This is a genomic window from Pseudarthrobacter sp. S6, assembly GCF_050156575.1.
GTDB lineage: Bacteria > Actinomycetota > Actinomycetes > Actinomycetales > Micrococcaceae > Arthrobacter.
Map to the genome: position 1 here is coordinate 2,798,480 of NZ_CP189581.1, position 22,830 is coordinate 2,821,309.

At 63.8% G+C, this 22,830-nt stretch carries 16 protein-coding genes and 2 tRNA genes; 10 read left to right on the plus strand and 8 right to left on the minus strand.

What is annotated here, in order from left to right:
• Positions 1-32 precede the first annotated feature (32 nt).
• A complete protein-coding gene (locus tag ACQCS0_RS13390; protein ID WP_282329009.1) occupies positions 33-788 on the minus strand; it encodes an ABC transporter ATP-binding protein in 756 nt (251 codons plus the stop codon).
• The gene (locus tag ACQCS0_RS13395; RefSeq protein ID WP_354153679.1) at positions 785-3,580 is read right to left on the minus strand and encodes an FtsX-like permease family protein; all 2,796 of its coding nucleotides are present in this window, start codon (positions 3,578-3,580) and stop codon (positions 785-787) included. The genes ACQCS0_RS13390 and ACQCS0_RS13395 overlap by 4 nt, the downstream gene beginning before the upstream one ends.
• Between ACQCS0_RS13395 and ACQCS0_RS13400 the strand changes: the two genes are divergently transcribed.
• Positions 3,510-3,716, plus strand: a complete 207-nt coding sequence (locus tag ACQCS0_RS13400) for a hypothetical protein (RefSeq protein ID WP_354153794.1) — start codon at positions 3,510-3,512, stop codon at positions 3,714-3,716. The genes ACQCS0_RS13395 and ACQCS0_RS13400 overlap by 71 nt on opposite strands.
• A gap of 67 nt (positions 3,717-3,783) precedes the next feature.
• On the opposite strand, the gene serA is transcribed toward ACQCS0_RS13400, so the two are convergent.
• The 5 genes from serA to ilvD form a co-directional block, all read right to left on the minus strand.
• The gene (gene serA / locus ACQCS0_RS13405; RefSeq protein WP_426938528.1) at positions 3,784-5,373 is read right to left on the minus strand and encodes a phosphoglycerate dehydrogenase; all 1,590 of its coding nucleotides are present in this window, start codon (positions 5,371-5,373) and stop codon (positions 3,784-3,786) included.
• Positions 5,374-5,499: 126 nt separating this feature from the next.
• Positions 5,500-6,525, minus strand: a complete 1,026-nt coding sequence (ilvC, locus tag ACQCS0_RS13410; RefSeq protein WP_354153677.1) for a ketol-acid reductoisomerase — start codon at positions 6,523-6,525, stop codon at positions 5,500-5,502.
• A gap of 98 nt (positions 6,526-6,623) precedes the next feature.
• The gene (ilvN, locus tag ACQCS0_RS13415) at positions 6,624-7,136 is read right to left on the minus strand and encodes an acetolactate synthase small subunit (RefSeq protein ID WP_354153676.1); all 513 of its coding nucleotides are present in this window, start codon (positions 7,134-7,136) and stop codon (positions 6,624-6,626) included.
• Between the two features lie 2 nt (positions 7,137-7,138).
• The gene (locus ACQCS0_RS13420; RefSeq protein WP_354153675.1) at positions 7,139-9,046 is read right to left on the minus strand and encodes an acetolactate synthase large subunit; all 1,908 of its coding nucleotides are present in this window, start codon (positions 9,044-9,046) and stop codon (positions 7,139-7,141) included.
• Positions 9,047-9,430: 384 nt separating this feature from the next.
• Positions 9,431-11,152, minus strand: a complete 1,722-nt coding sequence (gene ilvD / locus ACQCS0_RS13425; protein ID WP_354153674.1) for a dihydroxy-acid dehydratase — start codon at positions 11,150-11,152, stop codon at positions 9,431-9,433.
• A gap of 208 nt (positions 11,153-11,360) precedes the next feature.
• On the opposite strand from ilvD, the gene ACQCS0_RS13430 reads away from it, so the two are divergent.
• The 3 genes from ACQCS0_RS13430 (at position 11,361) to ACQCS0_RS13440 (ending at position 13,668) form a co-directional block, all read left to right on the plus strand.
• Positions 11,361-12,335 carry a hypothetical protein gene (locus tag ACQCS0_RS13430; protein WP_354153673.1) on the plus strand — a complete coding sequence of 325 codons (975 nt, stop codon included), beginning with the start codon at positions 11,361-11,363 and terminating at the stop codon, positions 12,333-12,335.
• Positions 12,289-13,476, plus strand: a complete 1,188-nt coding sequence (locus ACQCS0_RS13435) for a PQQ-dependent sugar dehydrogenase (RefSeq protein ID WP_426938529.1) — start codon at positions 12,289-12,291, stop codon at positions 13,474-13,476. Before ACQCS0_RS13430 ends, ACQCS0_RS13435 begins: the two co-directional genes overlap by 47 nt.
• Before the next feature lie 116 nt (positions 13,477-13,592).
• Positions 13,593-13,668, plus strand: a tRNA-Lys gene (locus tag ACQCS0_RS13440).
• A 167-nt stretch (positions 13,669-13,835) separates the two neighbouring features.
• On the opposite strand, the gene ACQCS0_RS13445 is transcribed toward ACQCS0_RS13440, so the two are convergent.
• Positions 13,836-14,291, minus strand: coding sequence for a MarR family transcriptional regulator (locus ACQCS0_RS13445; protein WP_354153790.1), 456 nt, complete (start codon positions 14,289-14,291; stop codon positions 13,836-13,838).
• A gap of 95 nt (positions 14,292-14,386) precedes the next feature.
• Here ACQCS0_RS13445 and bcp point away from each other — a divergent pair, with 95 nt between their 5' ends.
• From bcp to ACQCS0_RS13475, 6 genes are all read left to right on the plus strand, one after another.
• Positions 14,387-14,860, plus strand: coding sequence for a thioredoxin-dependent thiol peroxidase (gene bcp / locus ACQCS0_RS13450; protein WP_354153671.1), 474 nt, complete (start codon positions 14,387-14,389; stop codon positions 14,858-14,860).
• A gap of 157 nt (positions 14,861-15,017) precedes the next feature.
• A tRNA-Leu gene (locus tag ACQCS0_RS13455) sits at positions 15,018-15,099 on the plus strand.
• 270 nt (positions 15,100-15,369) lie between these two features.
• On the plus strand, positions 15,370-16,041 hold the full coding sequence (locus ACQCS0_RS13460) for a fasciclin domain-containing protein (RefSeq protein WP_354153670.1): 672 nt from the start codon (positions 15,370-15,372) through the stop codon (positions 16,039-16,041).
• A 193-nt stretch (positions 16,042-16,234) separates the two neighbouring features.
• Positions 16,235-17,857, plus strand: coding sequence for an ABC transporter substrate-binding protein (locus ACQCS0_RS13465; RefSeq protein ID WP_426939563.1), 1,623 nt, complete (start codon positions 16,235-16,237; stop codon positions 17,855-17,857).
• Between the two features lie 79 nt (positions 17,858-17,936).
• Positions 17,937-19,439, plus strand: a complete 1,503-nt coding sequence (locus tag ACQCS0_RS13470; RefSeq protein ID WP_354153669.1) for a malate:quinone oxidoreductase — start codon at positions 17,937-17,939, stop codon at positions 19,437-19,439.
• Positions 19,440-19,519: 80 nt separating this feature from the next.
• Positions 19,520-22,753, plus strand: a complete 3,234-nt coding sequence (locus tag ACQCS0_RS13475) for an efflux RND transporter permease subunit (RefSeq protein WP_426938530.1) — start codon at positions 19,520-19,522, stop codon at positions 22,751-22,753.
• Positions 22,754-22,830: the final 77 nt, after the last annotated feature.

The following is a 22,830-nucleotide window of genomic DNA, read 5'->3' on the forward strand; positions in this document are numbered from 1 at the left end:
GCGGACGTTACCTTTAGTGCGAAGGGGTAGGGCTAGATCAGTTCAGTCAGCGTATCGCTCAGGCGGACCAGTTCGTGGTCGTGTGAAGCGACCAGTACTGCGATTCCGTCCGAGGTGGTGTCCTTCAGGATGCTGATGATGCGGTTGGCGGAGGCCCGGTCCAGGCTGGCCGTGGGCTCATCAACCACCAGCACACGCGTGCCCAGGATCAGTGCGCGGGCGATCGCCACTCGCTGGCGTTCGCCACCGGACAACTGGGCCGGACGGTGCCGCATCCGACGGCCCAGGCCCACCAGGTCCAGGAGGTCCTTGGCCATGTCGCGGCGCTGGTCCACCTCGCCGTCAGGCACTGCCGGCAGGAGGACGTTTTCGAGGGCGCTCATGCCGTCGATCAGGGCACCGCCCTGGTCGACGTAACCGATCAGGGCCCGACGGCGGTCGGCGATTTCGTCGTCGCCCATGGTTTCGAGGGAATCCCCTTCCCAGAAGACACGGCCCGACGTCGGCAGGGTCAGACCCGCGCCGACGGTCAGGATGCTGGTCTTGCCGGATCCGCTTCGGCCGGCCACGCAGTGCATCTCGCCGGCGTGCAGCGTGAGGTCGAAGCCCTCCACGACACTGACTGCTTCGGCACCGCCCTTGCCGCCGCCGTAGCGGATGGTGATGCCGCTCAGTTCCAGCGGGGTCCCGTGGTCCGCGGCCTTGACGATGGTGTTGGCACGGGTCTGCAGGGGCGCCTCAGCCAGGCCGGACCTCCGGCTCCGGTGAACATTCGTCTCGTTTGTCATTGGACCACTTTCGTTGCAATCGGTATCCAGCAAAGTACAGCCACCAGGCCAGCGACGCCGGCCCACAGTGCGGCATACGGGGCAAGAAGCAGCCCGATGCCCAGCGCGCCCAGGACGCCCAGGGGCAGGGCCACCGTGCCTACCAGCGCGTTTTCGAAGAGCCGGACCTGACGCAGCATGTCCGGGTTCCAGCCCATGGCCTCAAGGATGCCCAGGTATTGGCGTTTGGCGTTCAGCTCAAACCTGCCGGTCACCAACGTCAGGGTAAGGCCCACGACGACGCCGGCGAAAGCAAGGACCATGCTGGGCAGCGCGACGCTTGCTGCGGCCAGTCCGCTGAGCGCACTCGCGCCTGCTGCACGGGGGATGTCGATGAGCAAGGCAACCAGCCCGCCCACCGCGGCGCCAAACACGCCCACTGCGACAGCCAGGGACAGGGTGTTGAACTTGTTCGTACTGAGCTGCCGGTTGGCAAACGTCAGCGGAGAGTCGACCGGGATCAGCCGCTCGTCGTGCTGCGGTTCCTGGTCCACCTCATCGCGGTGGCGCAGCTGTTGCGCGGCGAAGAAAGCTGCTGCCGCATACAGGACCAGAACGGAGGCCGAGACGATGGCTGTGGTCACGCTCCAGCTCACCAGGCTCAGGACAATCCCGGCTACTGCAAGCAGCGCAGCGCCGACGGCGAATTCCTCGAGCACCCACTTCCTGATGCGCAGCTGGGTCCAGCCCATGGCGCGGAGGGTGCCGGCTTCGCGTTTGCGTTTCCGGATGTAGCTGACGGTGGAGGCGCCGGTCAGCAGGGCGGCTCCGCAGAGGGTGAGGAAAAGAAGTGTGACGTTGGACCCGGACAGCGAGCCGGAGACGGCGTCGGCAGCGTTCTGCCGGACCCAGGACTGCTGGACTGTGCCCAGCGCTGACTCCTTGCCGGCGTCGTCCTTTGAGTAGCCGGGGACAAAAATGCTGGCGTCTTCACGCGCGGAACCGGCCACGACAGTAGCCTCGAGACCCATCTCGCGGATCTCGCTGGCGAGCTTTTCGACGTCCGGCTGGGCTTCCTTCCAGCTGCCGGGGGCCTTGGCCCGGACACGCACCGCATCGATCACAGAGGCGTTGTCCTTGTAGCCGCGGGCCGCGGCCAGGCCGTAGAAGTCGGTGATGGCGCCAGCGGACTGGCTTGCCAGTCCGGTGGCACTGAGTGAAGGCTTGAGGCCGGCAGCGGTGACCGGCTTGCCGTCGGCGTCCTTGGTGAGGGTAAACGGGGTGGGGTCATAGCCACCCAGCGGGAGGCGGTTGACGTCGCCGGCCGCCTTTTCGACGGCCGAGGGGTCAAAGGTCCCATAGACCATAGCCAGAGGAGCCGCGAGCTTCTCCCCCGTTGCCAGGTCTTCCCGGTAGGAACGTTCATCCACGGGCTCACGCTGCGTCTGGTCCACCGGGGCGCCGTTCGCACCCTTCTCCGGGAGCCGGTTAACGGTGACCCAGTCGCTGGGCACGGCGGTCTTCTGGACTGCGCCATTGGCTGCGGCTTCGCCGTCGGTGTACTTCGGCGCGGCTGCGAAGTCATTGCTCCACGTAGCCGGGGTATAGAGTCCCTGGTTGAAGTTGCCGGCGCTGCCAAAGAGGCCGGAGTGATCGGTGGAACCGGGCCAGGACAACGCGAAGGGGTCCTTGGACACGAAAGGCAGGTAGTCCTTGCCGAGGGAGCGCGTGGCGGTGCCGACTTCCTTGACCACCTTGCCCGCGGCGTCGATCTCCTCGATCTTTACGTTGTATTTCAGGTCCAGGGAGGTGCCGGAACGGACAATCAGGGGAATCGCCTGCGAGTCCGCGGTCAGCTGTCCGCTGCGCTTGGCCTGCTGGTACTGCGTCATCAGCGGTGCCCAGTATTTGAGTTTGACGCCGAGGAAATCGGGGCCTTCGTTGAGCTCTTGCGTGCTGATGCCATTGGTGAAGAGGCTTTCGAAGTGCCGGCCAATCGCACCGGCGTTGCGCGCATCAGCAGGCGGAGCTTTCTCCAACGGGGCAAGGAAGTCGCCGGCCGAGCCAAGCAAGGCGCGCTCGGAAACGGGATCGACGGCCACCACGGACTCGGTCACTTCGGGAGACAGCGGCAGGGATACAGAAAGGTTGAACAGGTTGTGTTCGGAGCCGCCGGCAGGAGCGGGGAACTTGATGCCCGTCTCGCCTGCGGGAGGTGCGATCCGGATGCTGGTGCCCCCGGCCGTCTTCTCTTCGACCAGGCGGGCCTTTCCCAGGCGGCCCTCGGCGGTGGACTTGAACAGGGTCTGCTCTGAGACACCGTCGGAGCTGACGGCGCTGGCGGTCAGGCGGTAGTTCTTGGCGGCGTCGCCGAGAACTGACTCGGCGGCGGGCCATTTGCTGGGCTCTGTGGCGCCGGCGGCCTGGTCTGTGGTGGCCGTGCCTGCCAATCCGGAGTTATAGCCCAGGTAGTCCATGGCGTCGAGCCGCGGAGCCTCCAGGTTCTGTGTCACACGGGACACCAGGCTGATGGGGGCCGCCACGGAGGTTCCGGAAAGCTTCCGGATGTTCTCGAGCTGGTCAAAGCTGATGCCGCCGCCGCCGTTGGCGATCTCCGGCTGCATCAGCGCCGCGGAGCCTGCCTTGGCCTGCACGAGGACATCGTAGAGGCCCCGTGAGTTCTCATCCACCGTTCGGTTTAGCGCGGCCTGAGACTGGCCTTGGACGAGGACCGACAAGCACATGGCTGCGATCAAGATGGCCGCGGTCAGCAGCAGCACTTTGCTTCTGATGAATCGCTGGACGGCGTTCATGGGGCTCCCTGAAACCTGGATTGCGTGCGCACACCGGGATCCGCAGGCGGCGGACATGGAGGATTTCCTGACTGGTGTGCAAAAAGTATTGGCCGGTCTGCCGGCCTGGTCCCGAAACGGGACTCAGCCATTGTAAGCAGACCGGCCAATCATACGTGGCCGAGGTTAAGCTTCGGTCACGCGAGTTCATGGCGGTGCAGTTCTTAGTCCTCGAGGTCCACTTCGCGGACCATCTCGGCGCCGATGCCTGCCTTGATGGCGTCAAGCACCTGCTGCGGAACGGAGCTGTCGATGGTAAGCAATGCCAGTACCTGGCCACCTTCCGCCTGACGTGCGACCTGCATGCCGGCAATGTTGATGTTGTTCATGCCCAGGATGTGTCCGATGGTTCCGATCACACCGGGCCGGTCGGCGTAGGCAACCACCACGAGGTGCTCGCTGATAGGGATCTCCACGTCGTAGCCGTTGACGCCGACGAGCTTCTGGATCTGCTTCGGGCCAGTGAGCGTACCTGCCACTGAGATCTGGCTGCCGTCACTCAAAGCACCCCGGATGGTCAGGACATTGCGGTAGTCCTCCGCTTCCGCCGACGTGATGAGGCGGACGTTGATGCCGCGCTGTTCGGCTATGACCGGGGCATTGACGTAGGAAACCTGTTCGGTCACCACATCGGCGAAGATACCCTTGAGCGCGGCAAGTTCCAGGACCTTGACGTCAAGGGCCGCGATCTCGCCGGCCACCTCGACGTCGATCTGGGTCAGGGAGGCGTGGGTCAGGGCTGTGAAAATCCGGCCCAGCTTTTCGATCAGCGGGATGCCCGGACGGACGTCGGGGGCGATCACGCCGCCGGCCACGTTCACGGCATCCGGTACGAGTTCGCCGGCCAGCGCCAAACGCACGGACTTGGCTACGGAGACGCCAGCCTTTTCCTGGGCTTCGTCGGTGGATGCACCCAGGTGCGGGGTGACCACTACATTGTCCAGGGCGAAGAACGGCAGGTCCGTGCTGGGTTCCTTGACGAAGACGTCCACGGCTGCGCCGGCGATCTGGCGGTCCTGCAGGGCGGCGTAGAGTGCCTCTTCGTCCACGAGGCCGCCACGGGCCACGTTGATGACGTAGGCGGTGGACTTCATCTTGGTGAACGCATCGGCGCCGAGCATACCGACGGTTTCCGGCGTCTTGGGCATGTGGATGGTGACGAAGTCAGCCTGGCCCAGCAGTTCGTCGAGGGTCACGAGCTTGACGCCGAGCTGCGCGGCGCGTGCAGAGGTGATGTATGGATCATAGGCAAGGATTTCGGTGTCGAAACCCTGGAGGCGGGCAGCAACGAGGGCGCCGATGCGGCCCAGGCCGATGATGCCGACCTTCTTCTCGAACAGTTCGATGCCGGTGTACTTGGAGCGCTTCCATTCACCGTTTTTCAGCGCAGAGCTGGCCTGCGGGATGTGGCGTGCGAGGCTCAGGATGTGGCCCACCGTCAGTTCCGCTGCCGAAATGATGTTTGACGTCGGGGCGTTGACCACCATCACGCCGGCTTGTGTGGCGGCTTTGATGTCAACGTTGTCCAGGCCAACACCGGCGCGGGCGATGACCTTGAGGTTCTTGGCGGCGGCAATGGCTTCGGCGTCCACCTGTGTGGCGGAGCGGACCAGGATGGCGTCCACGTCAGCGATGGCGGCGAGCAGCTGGGCCCGGTCTGCGCCGTCGGTGTGGCGGATCTCGAAGTCCGGGCCGAGGGCCTCGATGGTGGCGGGCGAAAGTTCTTCGGCGAGCAGTACTACGGGTTTTGACACGGCTGATCCTCTGCGTTGCAGTCCTGGGGATGGGAACAAGTCTAGGCTGACAGAAAGGCCGGGCTCACATTGTTAAGTGTGAGCCCGGCCTCACGGTTGCACGGTGATGGCGCCGGAAGGGCAGACTTAGCGGGCTGCGGAGCCGTCTACGTAGTCCTCGTCCGTCTGCTGCCAGGCGAACAGGGAGCGCAGCTCGCGGCCGACGCCCTCGATCGGGTGCTGCTCAGCCTTGGCACGAAGGGCCATGAACTCGGCGCCGCCGTTGTCCTGGTCGTCAATGAAGCGCTTGGCGAAGGCACCACTCTGGATGTCGTTGAGGACGGCCTGCATGTTTTCCTTCACCGCGGGGGTGATGACGCGCGGGCCGGAGACGTAGTCGCCGTACTCTGCGGTGTCGGATACGCTCCAGCGCTGCTTGGCGATGCCGCCTTCCCACATGAGGTCAACGATGAGCTTGAGCTCGTGAAGCACCTCGAAGTAGGCGATCTCGGGCTGGTAGCCGGCCTCGGTCAGGGTCTCGAAGCCGTACTGGACCAGCTGGGACACGCCGCCGCACAGGACAGCCTGCTCGCCAAAGAGGTCGGTTTCGGTCTCTTCGGTGAAGGTGGTCTTGATGACGCCGGCGCGGGTGCCGCCGATGGCTTTTGCGTAAGACTTGGCCAGGTCCCAGGCTGCCCCGGAGGCGTCCTGCTCCACGGCGATGATGTCCGGGATGCCACGGCCGGCTTCGAATTCGCGGCGCACGGTGTGGCCCGGAGCCTTCGGGGCGATCAGGATGACGTCAACGCCCTCAGGCGCTTCGATGTAGCCAAAGCGGATGTTGAAGCCGTGGGCGAAGGCCAGTGCCTTGCCGGGGGTCAGCTTATCCTTGATGGATTCGTTGTAGATGGAGCGCTGGTGCTGGTCCGGTGCCAGGATCATGATGACGTCGGCCCATTCGGCGGCGTCGGCAACGGTCAGGGCCTTGAAGCCGGCTTCTTCGGCCTTGGCGATCGACTTCGAGCCCGCCTTGAGGGCAATGACAACCTCGACGCCGGAATCGCGCAGGTTCAGCGCATGGGCGTGTCCCTGGGAGCCATAGCCAACGATGGCAACCTTGCGACCCTGGATGATCGACAGGTCAGCGTCGTCGTCGTAGAACATTTCAGTCACTTGGGTAACTCCTCTTGAGTGTTTTTGCTGGGTAAATAGTCTGGGGTGTTGCGGTACTGCACGGGCAATGCGCCGCAGGTGGGACGTGCCCCGCCTGACTAAGCGCTGCGCAAAGCCCTGTCACTCATGGAGCGGGATCCCCGTCCAACGGCCACGGTGCCGGACTGCACAATTTCGCGGATGCCGAAGGGCTCGAGCACTGAGAGCAGCGCCGTGAGCTTTTCGGGGTGGCCTGTTGCTTCAATGACCACGGAGTCTGTGGAGACGTCAACCACTGAAGCACGGAACAGGTCTGCAGCCTGGGTCACCTGCAGACGAGTTGCGGCATCCGCACGTACCTTGACCAGGATGTGGTCTCGCTGTACGGAAGATTCGGAGGTCAGCTCAACAATCTTGATCACGTTGACCAATTTGTTGAGCTGCTTGGTGACCTGTTCAATAAGGTCACCGTCGGCGTCGACGACGACGGTCATCCGGGACATGCCCGGAACTTCCGTCGGGCCGACGGCCAGGGAGTTGATGTTAAAGGCGCGTCGGGCAAAGAGGCTCGCGACGCGGGTCAGTACACCGGGCTTGTCTTCGACCAGCACGGACAATGTGTGGCGGGTCATGTTCAGTCCTCCTCTTCCCATTCCGGGGTCATGTTGCGGGCAACCTGGATCTGGTCGTTGCTCACGCCGGCGGGCACCATTGGCCACACCATGGAGTCGGGGCTCACCACGAAGTCGATGACCACGGGTCGGTCATTGATTTCAAGAGCCTTCTGGATGGTGGCATCAATGTCCTCGTCCCGCTCGCAGCGGAAGGAAGCGCAGCCGTAGGCCTCCCCCAGCTTGACGAAGTCCGGGATCCGGACCGTCTCGTGGCCGGTGTTGAGGTCCGTGTTGGAGTAGCGGCCCTCGTAGAACAGGGTCTGCCACTGGCGGACCATGCCCAGCGAGGAGTTGTTGATGATGGCTACCTTGATGGGGATCTTGTTAATGGCGCAGGTGGCCAGTTCCTGGTTGGTCATCTGGAAGCAGCCGTCACCGTCGATGGCCCAGACCACACGGTCCGGATCCCCCACCTTGGCACCCATGGCAGCCGGGACGGCATAGCCCATGGTGCCGGCGCCGCCTGAGTTCAGCCAGGCATGCGGACGCTCGTACTTGATGAACTGTGCGGCCCACATCTGGTGCTGGCCGACGCCGGCAACGTAGATGCCTTCCGGTCCTGTCAACGCGCCGATACGTTCGATGACGCGCTGTGGGGCGCTGAGCCCGTCCTCCGGCTCGGTCCAGCCCAACGGATACGTTTCCTTAAGGTTGTTAAGGAAAGCCCACCAGGTGGTGAGTTCCGGCGTGCCGGCGGACTCGAATTGTGTGCGGACCGCCTCGGTGAGTTCGGGGATGATTTCCTTGACGGATCCCACGATCGGTACGTCGGCGGTCCGGTTCTTGGAGATTTCGGCGGGATCAATATCCGCGTGGATCACCTTGGCGTTGGGCGCAAATGACTTCAGGATGCCCGTCACCCGGTCATCGAAGCGGGCTCCGAGGGTGATGAGCAGATCGGACTGCTGCAGCGCCGTGACGGCGGAAACGGTGCCGTGCATGCCTGGCATGCCCACGTGCTGCGGGTGGGAGTCGGGGAAGGCGCCGCGTGCTGTCAGAGTGGTGACCACAGGCGCGCCTGTCAGTTCGGCCAGCTCGCGGAGCTCAGCAGCGGCGTGCGCCTTGACCACGCCGCCGCCGACGTACAGGACGGGCTTGCTAGCTGCGGCAATGAGTTTGGCGGCTTCGCGGACCTGCTTGTTGTGGCCGCGCGTCACCGGGCGGTAGCCTGGAAGGTCGATTTTCGGCGGCCAGGAGAACGTCATCTGTCCCTGCTGGGCATCCTTGGCGATATCCACCAGCACCGGGCCGGGGCGGCCCGTGGACGCGAGGTGGAAGGCCTCGGCCATGACATGCGGAATATCCTGCGGGTTGGTGACCAGGAAGGAGTGCTTCGTGATCGGCATGGTGATGCCCACGATGTCTGCTTCCTGGAACGCATCGGTGCCGATCACGGCGCTGGATACCTGGCCGGTGATGGCCACCAGCGGCACGGAATCCATGTGGGCATCCATGATGGCGGTAACGAGGTTGGTGGCACCGGGGCCCGAGGTGGCGATACAGACGCCAACCCGTCCGGTAACCATGGCATAGCCTTGCGCGGCGTGGCCGGCTCCCTGTTCGTGACGGACCAGGATGTGATTCATCTTGGAAGCCATCAAGGGGTCATAGGTAGGCAGGATCGCGCCACCGGGCAAACCAAAAATATCGTCGACGCCGAGTTCTTCGAGCGATCGGACAATAGCTTGTGAGCCGGTCATCACCGTTGGGGGTACAACGTTGTTCGGCCCAAGGACAGGAGAGACGGCGGCAAGATCAGCGACGACGGCGGCCTGGTCAGCCGTTCGGTCGGCGCGTTCCGGAGCCTTGGGGGCTCCAGCGGACTTAGTAGCCATCAGCGAGGGGCTGATCGGCGATCCTTTGCTCATCGGACTCTTCCTTGTGGATCATCTGTGTACTTGGAAAATGCGGAAATAAAAAAACCCCTCAGCCAGGTGGCCTTCGAGGGGTTGCGCGTGACGGTTCGTTACCAGTCGGGCTAGTCAGCCACGCGCTTGGTAAGGACGACGGATACACCCAAAGCGGCGCCGACTGTAACGAATGCGATCATGCGTTCAGTTTTCCCTCTGCGTGAGATGCCTGTCAACGAGGACTGTGCGCATCTCACAGTGTGGACTCCATTGTCCACGGACTGATCCTACCCCGCATCTCCGGCGCAAGCGCCGTCCGCCCGGGGACCCTGGATCAGCCCTTATTAAGCCCTGCCGCCTCCGGCAGCCGCGTCGCCACCGGAGGCTTGAGGTACTTGGGTATCACCCGCAGTATGCACCCGTGCTCGCGCTGTGCACCAGCTTGGCGTACTTGGCGAGCACGCCCTTGGTGAACTTGGCGGGGAGGGGCTCCCAGCCAATCCTGCGGGATTCGAGGTCGGCCTCGCCGACCAGCAGGTCGAAGCTTCGGGCGGCGATGTCCACCCGGATCCGGTCTCCGTCCTGGACGAAGGCGATGGGGCCGCCGTCGGCTGCTTCCGGTGCCACGTGGCCGATGCACAGGCCTGTGGTTCCACCGGAAAAGCGGCCGTCGGTGAGGAGCAGTACGTCCTTGCCCAGTCCGGCGCCCTTGATGGCGCCGGTGATGGCGAGCATCTCGCGCATGCCCGGCCCACCCTTGGGGCCCTCGTAACGGATGACCACAACGTCGCCGGCCTTGATCAGGCCCTGGTCCAGTGCGGCCAGGGCGCCCTGCTCACGCTCAAACACACGGGCCGTGCCTTCGAAGACGTCGGCGTCGAAACCGGCGCTCTTCACTACCGCACCTTCAGGCGCCATGGAGCCGTGCAGGATGGTGATGCCGCCGGTCTTGTGGATCGGGTTGTCCATGGCACGGAGGATCTTGCCGTCCAGGTCCGGCGGGTTGATCGCGGCGAGGTTCTCGGCAACGGTCTTGCCGGTGACGGTGAGGCAGTCGCCGTGCAGCAGCCCGGCATCGAGCAGTGCGCGCATGATGACCGGAACACCGCCGATCTTGTCAACGTCAGTCATGACGTAGCGGCCGAACGGCTTAAGGTCACCGAGGTGCGGAATCTTGTCGCCGATGCGGTTGAAGTCCTCCAGGTTCAGCTCGACCTCTGCTTCACGGGCGATGGCCAGCAGGTGCAGGACGGCGTTAGTGGAGCCACCGAAGGCCATGGTGACGGCGATGGCGTTTTCGAAGGCCTTCTTGGTCATGATGTCCCGGGCGGTGATGCCGAGGCGGAGCAGGTTCACCACGGCTTCGCCGGACTTGCGGGCAAATTCATCACGACGGCGGTCTGCCGAGGGCGGGGCGGCCGAGCCGGGGAGGGACATGCCCAGGGCTTCGCCGATGCAGGCCATGGTGTTGGCGGTGTACATACCGCCGCAGGCGCCTTCGCCGGGACAGATGGCCTTTTCGATGCGGGTCAGGTCTTCGAGGCTCATCTTGCCGGCGGCGCAGGCGCCGACGGCTTCGAAGGCGTCAATGAGGGTGACTTCTTTTTCGGAGCCGTCCTCAAGCTTGACCCAGCCAGGCATGATGGAGCCCGCGTACAGGAAGACGCTGGCGAGGTCCAGGCGGGCGGCAGCCATGAGCATGCCCGGCAGGGACTTGTCACAGCCGGCGAGCAGGACGGAGCCGTCGATTCGCTCGGCCTGCATAACGGTTTCCACGGAGTCGGCAATGACTTCACGGGAAACGAGCGAGAAGTGCATGCCTTCGTGGCCCATGGAGATGCCGTCGGAGACGGAGATGGTGCCGAACTGCATTGGGAAACCGCCGCCCGCGTGGACGCCTTCCTTGGCGCCCTGGGCCAGCCGGTTCAGGGAGAGGTTGCAGGGAGTGATTTCATTCCAGGAACTGGCAACGCCGATCTGGGGCTTGGCGAAGTCGTCGTCGCCCATGCCGACTGCGCGGAACATGCCGCGCGCGGGGGCGGCATGGATCCCGTCGGTAACGACCCGGCTTCGGGGCTTGATGTCGATCTTGTTCTCGGTTGCTGTTTGGGTGTCCTCACTCATGGGTCAAAGTCTATGGCTCCGATCGGGACGCCAACGACTCGAACAGCACGGTTGGCCCATTTTCAGGAATATTTCGATCAAATAGTGGACTCTCGTCTCAAATTCTGAGACGGACTCTTATGGGCCTGGCGGAACCTAGACAGCCCCGTTCGCGCCGACGTACCGTCAGGGAACGGCAACCGTGCCATCCGGACTGAAGGGCCCTGCTATGGATTTTGTCTTCTGGATTATCCTCATCGTGCTGATCGTGGGCGTTGTGTGGTGGCTGCTGAACCGCAGCAACTCCTCGAGCACCGGCGACTCCACGCCGATCCGGACGGACGGCGGGCTCGCTGGCGGAAGCGCAGCTGCCTCGGCGGAAGCCGCCGGCACAACGGGCATTCCCAGCGCTGCGGGCTTCGGCGCTGCTGAGCCGGCACCACCAATGACGGCCGATGATGCGCCCGAGCACGACAGCATGGCAGAACTCCAGGATCCCGCCGCCGTGCATCAAACCGGCCTTGAAGAAGTCGACGTTGAAAAGGATCCCAGCGATGGGCTGGACGCCGGTCTTGAACCCGTCGCTGCCGGTTCCACGGACGCTGACGCGGAGGATCCGGTCCGCCCGGAGGACGTATCAACGCAGCAACCTGGAATCCAAGAAGCCGGCAGCCAGGAGAGTGTGAGCCGGCAGGCAGACGAATCTGAGTGGGAAACCCAGTGGTCAGAGGCAAGTGCGCCAACCCAACCCGCGGCCAGCCACAGGCCATCAGACGACTCAGCCACCATGATGGCAGATATCCCGCTGTCCGAACTGCCAGCGACCCAGGGCACCGGGCCTGAGCATCACCCGGAGTACACGGAGCCCCACGCGCCCACGCTGCCCGGCGCCGAAACGGCCGCTGCCGAAGCAGTTGAAACGGAATCCGCGGCCATGGAGCCCGCAGCGGTGGCGGACTCCGACGCTGCGCCGGAACCAACCGGGCATCTGGCCGCGGATCAGCCCTATGGCGCCGGTTCCGCGTCGCCCGGCCCGGACGGCAGCGGCCCGGCGGATTTCGAGGTCAAGGCCAACGCCGGAACCATGGTCTATTACGAGGAGGGGCATCCTGACTATGAGCAGACGACAGCCGACGTCTGGTTTGAGTCAGCGGCCCATGCCGAAGCTGCAGGTTTCCGGGCTCCCCGACGCACCCGAATCTGACCGGACGGGAACGCGCTTTCATAGGTTCGCGGCGGCCACGCCTCCTGCGGGCGCCTTCGCAGTGATCCTGGCCCTGCTGCTGTCGGGCTGCACTGGGGACGCCACCGTTGCCCCCACCGCCAGCATTTCGGGAAGAGTGAGCGGACCCGGCACGGAAATTGGACCGGTCCCGGGAAGCACGACGCCGCCCGAGATTGTGGCGCGGCTCGATCTTCAGCTCGACATCCCCTGGGCCGCGGTATTCCTGCCGAACGGAACTGCCGTCATCTCCGAGCGTGACTCTGCGCTGCTGAAAGCTGTCCGTGATGGCAAGTCCATCACCCTCGGCCAGGTCCCCGGCGTTGCTCCAGGCGGTGAGGGAGGACTTTTGGGCCTCGCCCTCTCCCCCAATTTTCCGGCCGACAGCTACCTTTACCTGTACTTCACGTCCGCGGAGGACAACCGGATCGCCCGGTTGAAACTGACTGAACAGCCTGACGGAGCCCTGGACCTCGGCGAGCCTGAGGTGGTCTTTTCCGGAATCCCGAATGCGTCCACGCACAACGGCGGCCGGATCCGGTTCGGCCCGGATGGGTTCCTGTACGTGGGTACTGGAGACTCCCAGCGCCGGGAACAGCCGCAGGACCCGAATGCCCTGGGCGGGAAGATCCTGCGGCTGACGCCGGAGGGAGACCCCGCCCCCGGCAACCCTTTTGGCAATGCCGTCTACAGCCTGGGGCACCGAAACGTCCAGGGTCTGGCGTGGGACAGTTCCGGCCGGCTCTGGGCCAGCGAGTTCGGCCCGGACGTCAACGACGAACTCAACCTCATTGAACCGGGCGCCAACTACGGGTGGCCCGCAGTGACCGGGGCGCCGCATCGGGAGGAGTACCGCGACGCAAAGGTGGTGTGGCCTTCGACGGCGGACTCCTCACCCAGCGGCCTGGAAATTGTCGGGTCGACCGCATACCTCGGCGCCCTGCGCGGCCAACGCCTCTGGACTGTGGCACTGTCCGGCGCAGAAGCAGGAGCACCTGTGGCTTATTTCACAGGCGAATACGGCAGGATCCGTGACGTCACCCAAACCCCCGACGGCGGTCTATGGCTGCTCACCAACAACAGAAACCCTGATTTTGTACTGGTTCTGGCCCCTCCCGGGTGAGCCTGCTGGCCCCAGCAGCTTCGATTTCACATGGCCCGAAAGTTCGTGTAGAGTTTCATGTCGTTGCGGAGATCAACCGGGAAAGAAAAAGCCCGGAAGGTCATCACATGAGAGATGCACCTCTAGCTCAATTGGCAGAGCAATTGACTCTTAATCAATGGGTTCCGGGTTCAAGTCCCGGGGGGTGCACCAAGGAAAAAACAGCTCCTGGCACGCGGAAACGCTGGCCAGGAGCTGTTTTGTTAGTGGCGGAAGATCAGCTTGTGCTGACAGGACTACAGCGGCAAAAACCGGCGCCACCACTGCAACACTTCGCAGCGGCCATACCGGCGGGGTCTTTTTCCGAACTCCGGGGATTGCTAGCCTAGCGGGGAACCGTCAATCAGGGCGCGCGTTGACGGCGAGGCGAACTGGCTGGCTAATTCCCGGACCACGGCCTGGAGTTCCTGCCGCAGGGAGTCGGGATCAATGGTTGCCGCGGCGAGTACGGAGCGTTCCATCTCAACTGCCGCGGCCGCAGCTTCCCGTCCGCTGTCGGTGAGGGACACCACCTGGCTGCGGCGGTCCGAAGTGCTGCGGACGCGGACAATGTGGCCGTGGGACTCCAACCGACTCAACGTCTTACCCATGGTCTGGGCCTGAACGCGCACATATTGGGCGAGTTGGGCCTGCGTCATCGGCCCTTGTGCTGAGAGAACTTCGATAGCGATCACGCCGGCATGCGTCAGTCCGATGGCGCTTAGCTTTTCGTTCCAGGAGTGTTCAACGAGGCGTGCCGCAGTGGACAATAGGCGCCCAGTGGGCCAGCGATCCATGTCAGGCATACGAGCAAGTATAGCTAAGGCTGGTTAGTACCGGCCCTGAATGCTTACTAAAATGGTGTGTTCCGCCTGCAACGAGGAGATTAATAGTGGCTGACAGACTCTTGACCGGGGATTTAGCGCCCGGCTTCACCCTGAAGGACTCGTCCGGCAAGGACGTCAGTCTTGCTTCGCGTCACGGCGGCAGCACCATCGTCTATTTCTACCCCGCCGCCGCGACACCGGGATGCACCAAGCAGGCCTGCGATTTCCGCGACAGCCTCGCGTCGTTCACATCGTCCGGCTATCGGGTCCTGGGCGTCTCCCCCGATTCTGTGAATAAGCTTGCTGCCTTTGCCGCCAAAGAGGACCTGAGCTTTCCGTTGCTTTCGGACGAGGACCACGCCGTCGCCGAGGCCTATGGCGCCTGGGGCGAGAAGAAGAACTACGGACGGACCTATGAGGGACTGATCCGCAGCACCGTGGTGATCGACCCCGACGGCAAGGTGGCATTAGCCCAGTACAACGTCCGGGCCACCGGACACGTGGCGAAACTGCGCCGCGACCTCAAACTGGACTCCTAACGCATTGCGCCTTACGGGGCGCCGGTTCCGGCGTGGAGGATCCGACTGACCCGAACCGCGCTTGCCCGCAGCTACAATGGAAACTGGCATCCGCCGTCGTACGTTTTATCCCGTTGGTCAGATGGCCAAGGTCAAGACGAATGGCGGCAACCGCCAAGCGCGAGTGGTGAAATTGGCAGACACGCAGGATTTAGGTTCCTGTGCCTTCGGGCGTGGGGGTTCAAGTCCCCCCTTGCGCACACATACACAGAGATCCCAGGCCCGGAGGCCTGGGGTCTCTGTCGTTTAACTGCCCCCAGACACCGTGTTCTAGTGGGCTTTTTCTCCGGGCTGGCGACAAAACTAAAAAACTCTTGGCAGTCCACCCATCCGCTTCCGCGCTTCGACCGAATACCCATTGAGACACCAGCCAAGGGCAGGTGCCCAACAGTCGGAAAAGGCCACGCAGCAGGCACAACGCCTGCGGCAGGCAAGAACTCGGCAGAAACCACAAAACAAGGAGAACCGAAATGCAGTCATTCAAGCGCACATCCTTCACCGTCGCAGGCGTTGCAGCTGCAGCCCTGTTGAGCCTCACCGCCTGCGGTGGAGCCGCGACAACAACCCCGAGCTCCTCGGCTCCGGCCGCCGCACCGTCAGCAACGAAGGCGGCTCCGTCCCCCTCCGCCAGTGCTAAGGCCATGGATCCGGCCGCAAACCTCGTTGGCGCAGGCTGCGCCGGCTACGCGGAGAAGGTCCCCACCGGTGCAGGCTCGGTTGCCGGGATGGCCCTGGACCCGGTAGCGGTCGCGGCATCCAACAACCCCATCCTGACCACCCTGACAGCTGCTGTTTCCGGCAAGCTGAACCCCAAGGTTAACCTGGTTGACACCCTTAACGGCGGCGAGTTCACGGTCTTCGCTCCGGTAGACTCCGCCTTCGCCAAGATCGATGCGGCCACCATCGAAAAGCTCAAGACCGACGACGCCCTGCTGAGCAAGATCCTGACCTACCACGTGGTCCCCGGCCAGATCACCCCGGACAAGATCGCCGGCACACACGCCACGGTCGAGGGCGGATCAGTCACCGTGACCGGCAGCAAGGATGCCCTCATGGTTGACGGCGCCAGCGTAATCTGCGGCGGGGTCCAGACCAAGAACGCCACCGTATACCTGATCGACTCGGTGCTGATGCCCAAGTAGTCCGCTCTAAAACCCAGAGGCCTGTTCCCGCCGGAACAGGCCTCTGGCGTGTGCCCAGGGAGCACGGAGGTCTGTCAACTAGACTGTGTCCTTGGCCCGCAGTAGGCGGCGCCCGCCAAAAGCAGCCAGAGGTGATAGACGAGTGCCCAGCAGTACTTCGCGGCGAACGGTCATCAAGACCGGGGCCGTTTTTATGGCGTTAGGCCTGACATCCTGTACCGGCATCCCGTCGCCGTCAGCAACACCCACATCACCTTCAACGGCTCCCGCCGGCATTGAGCCCACCGAAACCTTTACTTTCGGCACGGCGTCCCGGCCCCTTGGCCTCGACCCTGCGCTCTCAAGCGATGTGGAAAGCTACCGGATCACGCGGCAGATTCTCGAAGGCCTGGTGGGCGTGGACCAGACCACCGGGAAACCCACGCCGCTGCTGGCGACGGACTGGTCCGAAGACGACGAAGGCCGCTCCTACACGTTCAAACTCCGCAGCGGCGTCTCGTTCCAGGACGGCACGCCCTTCAATGCCGACGCCGTATGCGCCAACTTCAACCGCTGGTTCGCCTTCTCCCCGGATTTGCGGCGGCAGGCGCCGGGAAGCTCGTTCAAGAGCGTGTTCAAGGCACATTCCGACGACGCTGCGCTGTCCATTTTCAAGAGCTGCACGGCCCTCTCCGCTGACACTGTCCGGATCGACCTGACCCAGCGCTTCACCGCTTTCCTCCAAGCGCTCACCCTGCCGGCATTCGCTATCGCGTCCCCGGCCGCCCTGGCCGCGGGCACGGCGGATGTCCTGGACCAGACCCGTGGCGGAAACCCGATCTCCAGGTTCGCCACCAACCCTGTGGGAACCGGGCCGTTCAGCCTGGCCGCCTGGGACGAGGCGAGTGTCCGGCTCGTCAGCCACAAAAACTACTGGGGTGACCGCGGGCAGATCTCCACCATCAATTTCGTCACGTACGACCACCCCCAGACGAGGCTTCAGGCCCTCCTGGCCGGCAAGATCGACGGCTACGACGCCGTCACCGTGGGCAATTTCGATCAGCTGGTCAAACGGGGCATGCAGATCGTCCAGCGGGATCCGTTCTCGGTGATGTACCTGGGCATTAACCAGGAAATTCCGGTGCTGCAGAACGAAAAGGTCCGGCAGGCCATTGAGCTGGCCATCGACAAGGAAACCCTGATCCGCAAGTTCTTCATCGACAACACGGCCAAGGCATCACAGTTCGTTCCACCCAAGATCAGCGGTTTCAATAACGACGCCCCCGCGCTGGGCCACGATCCGGTCAAAGCCAAGGCCTACCTGGCCGAGGCCGGCTACATCGGGGAAGAGATCAGGTTCTACTACCCGCTCAATGCCACCCGCCCCTATCTGCCGACGCCGGAGAAAATCTACGCCGAAATCAGCCGGCAACTGACCGCCGTCGGGCTCAACATCAAACCTGTCCCGGTGGACTGGTCCGCGGGCTATCTCCAGAAAGTGCAGTCACCCGGGGACCACGGGCTCCACCTGCTGGGCTGGAACGGCGCGTACGCTGACGCCGATAACTTTGTGGGCCCGCTGTTCGGCGAAAAGAACGGCGAATTCGGCTACCAAGACCCGCAGGTCTTTTCCAAGATCAACCGCGCCCGCGGCCTACCTGCGGGCAAGGAACGCGACGAGCTATACCACACCATCAACGCCCAGATCGCGGCCACAGTGCCGGCCGTTCCCATCGCCTTCCCCATCTCGGCTCTGGCACTCTCGGACCGCGTCAGCATCTACCCGGCGTCCCCGGTCCTGAATGAAGTTTTCACAAAAGTAGAGCTAAAGGCTTGACGGTCCGGCCCAATTTCAGTATGCGGGCCGCCCGGGGATATTCTTTGACAGCCAGAGCCGCTGCTATCGGAGACTGATTGTGACCTTCATATCCAAGACCCAACATGCCGACGTCGTACTGATTGGCGGCGGCATCATGAGCGCCACACTCGGGGCGTTCATCAAGCAGCTTGAACCTAACTGGACCATCTCCCTGTTCGAACGCCTGGATCAGCCCGGGCTGGAAAGCTCCGACCCCTGGAACAACGCCGGAACCGGCCATGCCGCCCTGTGCGAACTCAACTACTCCCCCGCAGCCAAAGACGGCTCGGTGGACCCTGCCAAGGCACTGCTCATCAACGAACAGTTCCAGCTGTCCCGCCAGTTCTGGTCCCATTTTGTGGACGAATCCCTGATCGGTTCGCCCAAGGGCTTTATCAACACCGTCCCGCACATGAGCTTTGTGATCGGCGAGAACAACGCCAAGTTCCTCAAGACCCGCTACGAGGCACTCAAGCCCCACACGCTGTTCCGCAGCATGGAGTACTCCGAGGACCACGCTCAGATCGCTAAATGGGCGCCGCTGATCGTCAAGGGCCGGGACCCTAAGCAGAACATCGCCGCCACGCGCGCAGCCGAGGGGACCGACGTTGACTTCGGGGCACTGACCCGCGAGCTCACCACCTATCTCGGGAACAACGGCGTCGAAATCAATTACGGCCATGACGTCAGTGGCATCTCCAAAGCGGCCGACGGCGGCTGGGACCTTTCGATCAAGCACCCGGCTTCCGGGGAACACGGCAAGATCCACGCCAAGTTTGTGTTCGTGGGCGCAGGCGGCGGCGCACTGCACCTTCTCCAGGCCTCCGGCATCCCGGAGAGCAAGGGCTTCGGCGGTTTCCCCGTGTCCGGCCAGTTCTTCCGCTGTACCGACGAGAAACTCTCCGCCCAGCACAGCGCCAAGGTCTACGGCCAGGCTTCGGTGGGTGCCCCGCCCATGTCAGTCCCGCACCTGGACACCCGCTACGTGGACGGGAAGCGTTCACTACTGTTCGGCCCTTACGCCGGTTTCTCCACGAACTTCCTGAAAAACGGCTCGTACCTTGACCTGCCGCTGTCCATCCGGCCCAGCAACATCATCCCGATGCTTGCTGTGGCCAAGGACAACATGGACCTCACGGCCTACCTCGTTAAGGAGGTGGCCAAGCGCCACGGCGACAAGGTCGAGGCACTGCGTGAGTACTACCCCGAGGCCAAGGACGGCGACTGGGAGCTGATCACCGCAGGCCAGCGCGTACAGATCATCAAGAAGGACCCGAAGCGGGGCGGCGTGCTGCAGTTCGGTACCGAGGTCATCGCCGGCCGCGACGGCACCATCGGCGCGCTGCTGGGCGCATCGCCCGGCGCCTCCACGGCCGTGCCCATCATGATTGAACTGCTGCAGAAATCCTTCCCCAAGAACTTCAAGGCCTGGCAAGGCAAGCTCAAGGACATGATGCCGGGCTACGGTGTGAAGCTGGATGAGAATCCGGATCTGGCCGCAGAGCTCGAGGCGGCAACGGCCAAGGCATTGCAGCTCGAGAGCGTTTCCGCCAATCACTGATTCGGGCTGTCCGGCAGGCGTGAAGAACCGGCTGGACGGTCTGGTCCGCAGGAGTCCGTCAACCCCAGGAGAGACCCGCGATGTTCCGGCTGGCACAACTTTCATTGGCAAACCGGGCGCTGATCGCGCTGATCACCGTCTTCGCGACGGTGTTCGGCGTAATCACCATGTCATCGCTGAAACAGGAACTCATCCCCTCCATTGAGTTCCCGCAGATAACCGTCCTCTCCGCGATGCCCGGCGCGTCACCCGAAGTGGTGGACAAGCAGGTCAGCGCACCGCTGGAAACCGCCTTGAACGGCGTGGAGGGCCTGGAGTCCACGTCCTCGACGTCGCGCAACGGCGTCTCGCAGATCTCAATGGTGTTCACCTATGGGACAAACCTCGACCGCGCCCGCAACCAGATCGACCGGGCCATCTCAAACGCCAAGCGTTCCCTGCCTGAGGAGGTGCAGCCACAGGCCATCGCGGGCAGCATCAGCGACTTCCCCATTGTGTTCCTGGCCGTGTCTTCGGACAAGCCGCTGAGCGAACTGAACGCTGACCTGGCGCGCCTGACCGTTCCACGGCTCCAGAAGATCGACGGCGTCCGCGGAGCCGACGTGACCGGCGGCGCCACCCAGCACATCGAGATCCTCCCCCGGCCCAAGGAAATGGCCGCCAAAGGCGCCACGATCGAGTCCATCCGGAACGCCCTCTCCAACAACGGTGCGCTGATCCCGGCCGGGACCATCCAGGAGCAGGGTAAAACGCTCTCCCTCCAGATCGGCAGCCCGGTGGATTCCCTGGACGCCATCAAGGCATTGCCCCTGGGCGGGGCCAAGGATGCCGCAACGATCGGCACGGTGGCCGACGTCAGCCTGGAGGACAACGAACGGACGTCCATCACCCGGACCAACGGCCAGGAAACGCTGGCAGTCTCTGTGACCAAGAAGCCCGAGGGAGACACCGTGGGAATCTCCCACGCAGTGAATGAGTCGCTTGCGGCCCTCGAGGCCGAACTGGGGTCCAATGCAAAGTTCACTGCAGTGTTTGACCAGGCCCCGTTCATCGAGAAGTCCATCAAGGACCTCACCACCGAAGGCCTGCTCGGGCTGGGCTTCGCCGTCGCCGTCATCCTTCTCTTCCTGATGTCAGCCCGATCCACCCTTGTTACCGCGGTGTCGATTCCGCTGTCGCTGCTGATCACTTTCATTGGCCTGTCCGCGACGGGCTATTCGCTGAACATCCTGACCCTGGGCGCACTCACCATTGCGATCGGCCGGGTGGTGGACGACTCGATTGTGGTGATCGAAAACATCAAACGCCACCTCAGCTACGGGGAGGAGAAAGTCTCGGCGATCCTCACCGCCATCCGGGAGGTGGCCGGCGCCATCACCGCCTCCACGTTGACCACTGTGGCGGTCTTCCTGCCCATTGCATTCGTGGGTGAGCTCGCCGGCGAACTCTTCCGGCCCTTCGCACTGACCGTCACCATGGCGCTGCTGGCATCGCTGCTGGTATCACTGACGATCGTTCCGGTCCTGGCCTACTGGTTCCTTAAGAGCCCCGCCGGTTCGGCAACAGGTTCGCCGGCTGCCCGCGAAGATGCTGCCCGTGCTGCCGACGCCGCCCGTGCCCACGCCCAGGAGGCGGAACAAAAGAGCCGGCTGCAGCGCGCGTACCTGCCCGTCCTCAGCAAGACCCAGAAGCATCCGGTGGTGACGCTGGTAGCCGCCGTCCTAGTCCTCGGCGCCACTGCTGCCATGACGCCGCTGCTTTCCACCAACCTCCTCGGCGAATCCGGCCAGAACAGCATGACGGTCCGCCAGGTGATGCCCGCCGGGACAAGCCTGGCCGACACCAGCGCAGCCGCGGCCAAGGTCGAGGACGTCCTTCGGGGCATCGAGGGTGTCAGGAATGTGCAGGTCACCACAGGCAACGCCCAGGCCGGTTTCGCCGCCCTGACATCCTCCGGATCCGCCAACTCCACTTTCACCGTGGTGACGGATGAGAAGGCGAATCAGGCAAAGCTGCAGGAAACCGTCCGGACTGAGGTAAGCAAGGTGGCCGGTTCCGGGAAGATTACGGTCGGCTCACAGCAGGGTGGTTTCGGGACGTCCTCCACGGTGGACATCACCATCAAGGCTGCAACATCCGAGGATCTCCGCACAGCCAGCGAGGCCATGGTGGATGCAATGACCGGCGTGCCGGAAACCAGCGAGGTGGCAACCAACCTGGCGGCCAACCAGCCGGTGGTCCAGGTCAAGGTTGACCGGGCCAAGACCGCGGCAGCCGGACTGAACGAGCAACAGGTAGCCGGCGTCCTGGCTGCCACGATCAGCCCGATCCCTGCAGGCACGGTCCGGATCGACACCAACGATTTTCCGGTCCAGATCGGCAAGGGCACCCGGTTCACCAGCGTTGACGCCGTGCGCAACATCGCGCTCCCCGCCGGGGGCGCACCGGTGACCCTGGGCAGCATCGCTTCCGTGGAACAGGTGGACGTGCCGGTCTCTATTACCGCCAGCAACGGCCAGCGGACCGCCAAAGTGTCAGTCACGCCGTCGGGCTCCAACCTTGGCGCCGTGAACGCGGAGGTGCAGAAGCGCCTCACGGACGTCAGCCTGCCCGCCGGCGTCACCGCCGAACTCGGCGGCGCCACCACCCAGCAGGCCGAGTCCTTCCGGCAGCTTGGCCTCGCGCTCCTGGCGGCGATCGCAATTGTCTACGTCATCATGGTGGCCACTTTCAAGTCCCTGATCCAGCCGCTGATCCTGCTGGTTTCCGTCCCCTTTGCCGCCACCGGAGCCGTCGCCCTGCTCCTGGCCACGGGCGTTCCGCTGGGCCTGCCGTCGCTGATCGGCATGCTGATGCTGGTGGGCATTGTGGTCACCAACGCCATCGTGCTCATCGACCTCATCAACCAGTACCGGCGGCCACGGGACGGCCGCGCCGGGATGAGCGTGGCGGACGCAATCACCCATGGCGCGAGGCAGCGCCTCCGGCCCATCCTGATGACCGCACTGGCCACCGTTTTCGCCCTGACACCCATGGCGCTTGGCCTGACCGGGGGTGGCGGCTTCATTTCCCAACCGCTGGCCGTAGTTGTGATCGGTGGCCTGGTTTCTTCCACAATGCTGACCCTGGTGCTGGTTCCGGTACTGTACCGGCTGGTGGAGGGACGGCGGGAAACCAAAGCACTGCTTCTTGCCATGCAGCAACGTCCGGAGTTTGCGGCAGCGGACGACGTCGATGCCGAGTTCCGGGACTGGACCACCGGTAAGGTGCCCCGCGTCAGTGGCCGCCGAGCCGCTCCGGGCGACCCCGAGTAAATCCTGGAATATTCTCGCCGCGGCGGCGTTATACCGGTCGATACATGCAAATGCATGCAAATCGCGTATAGTGGAAG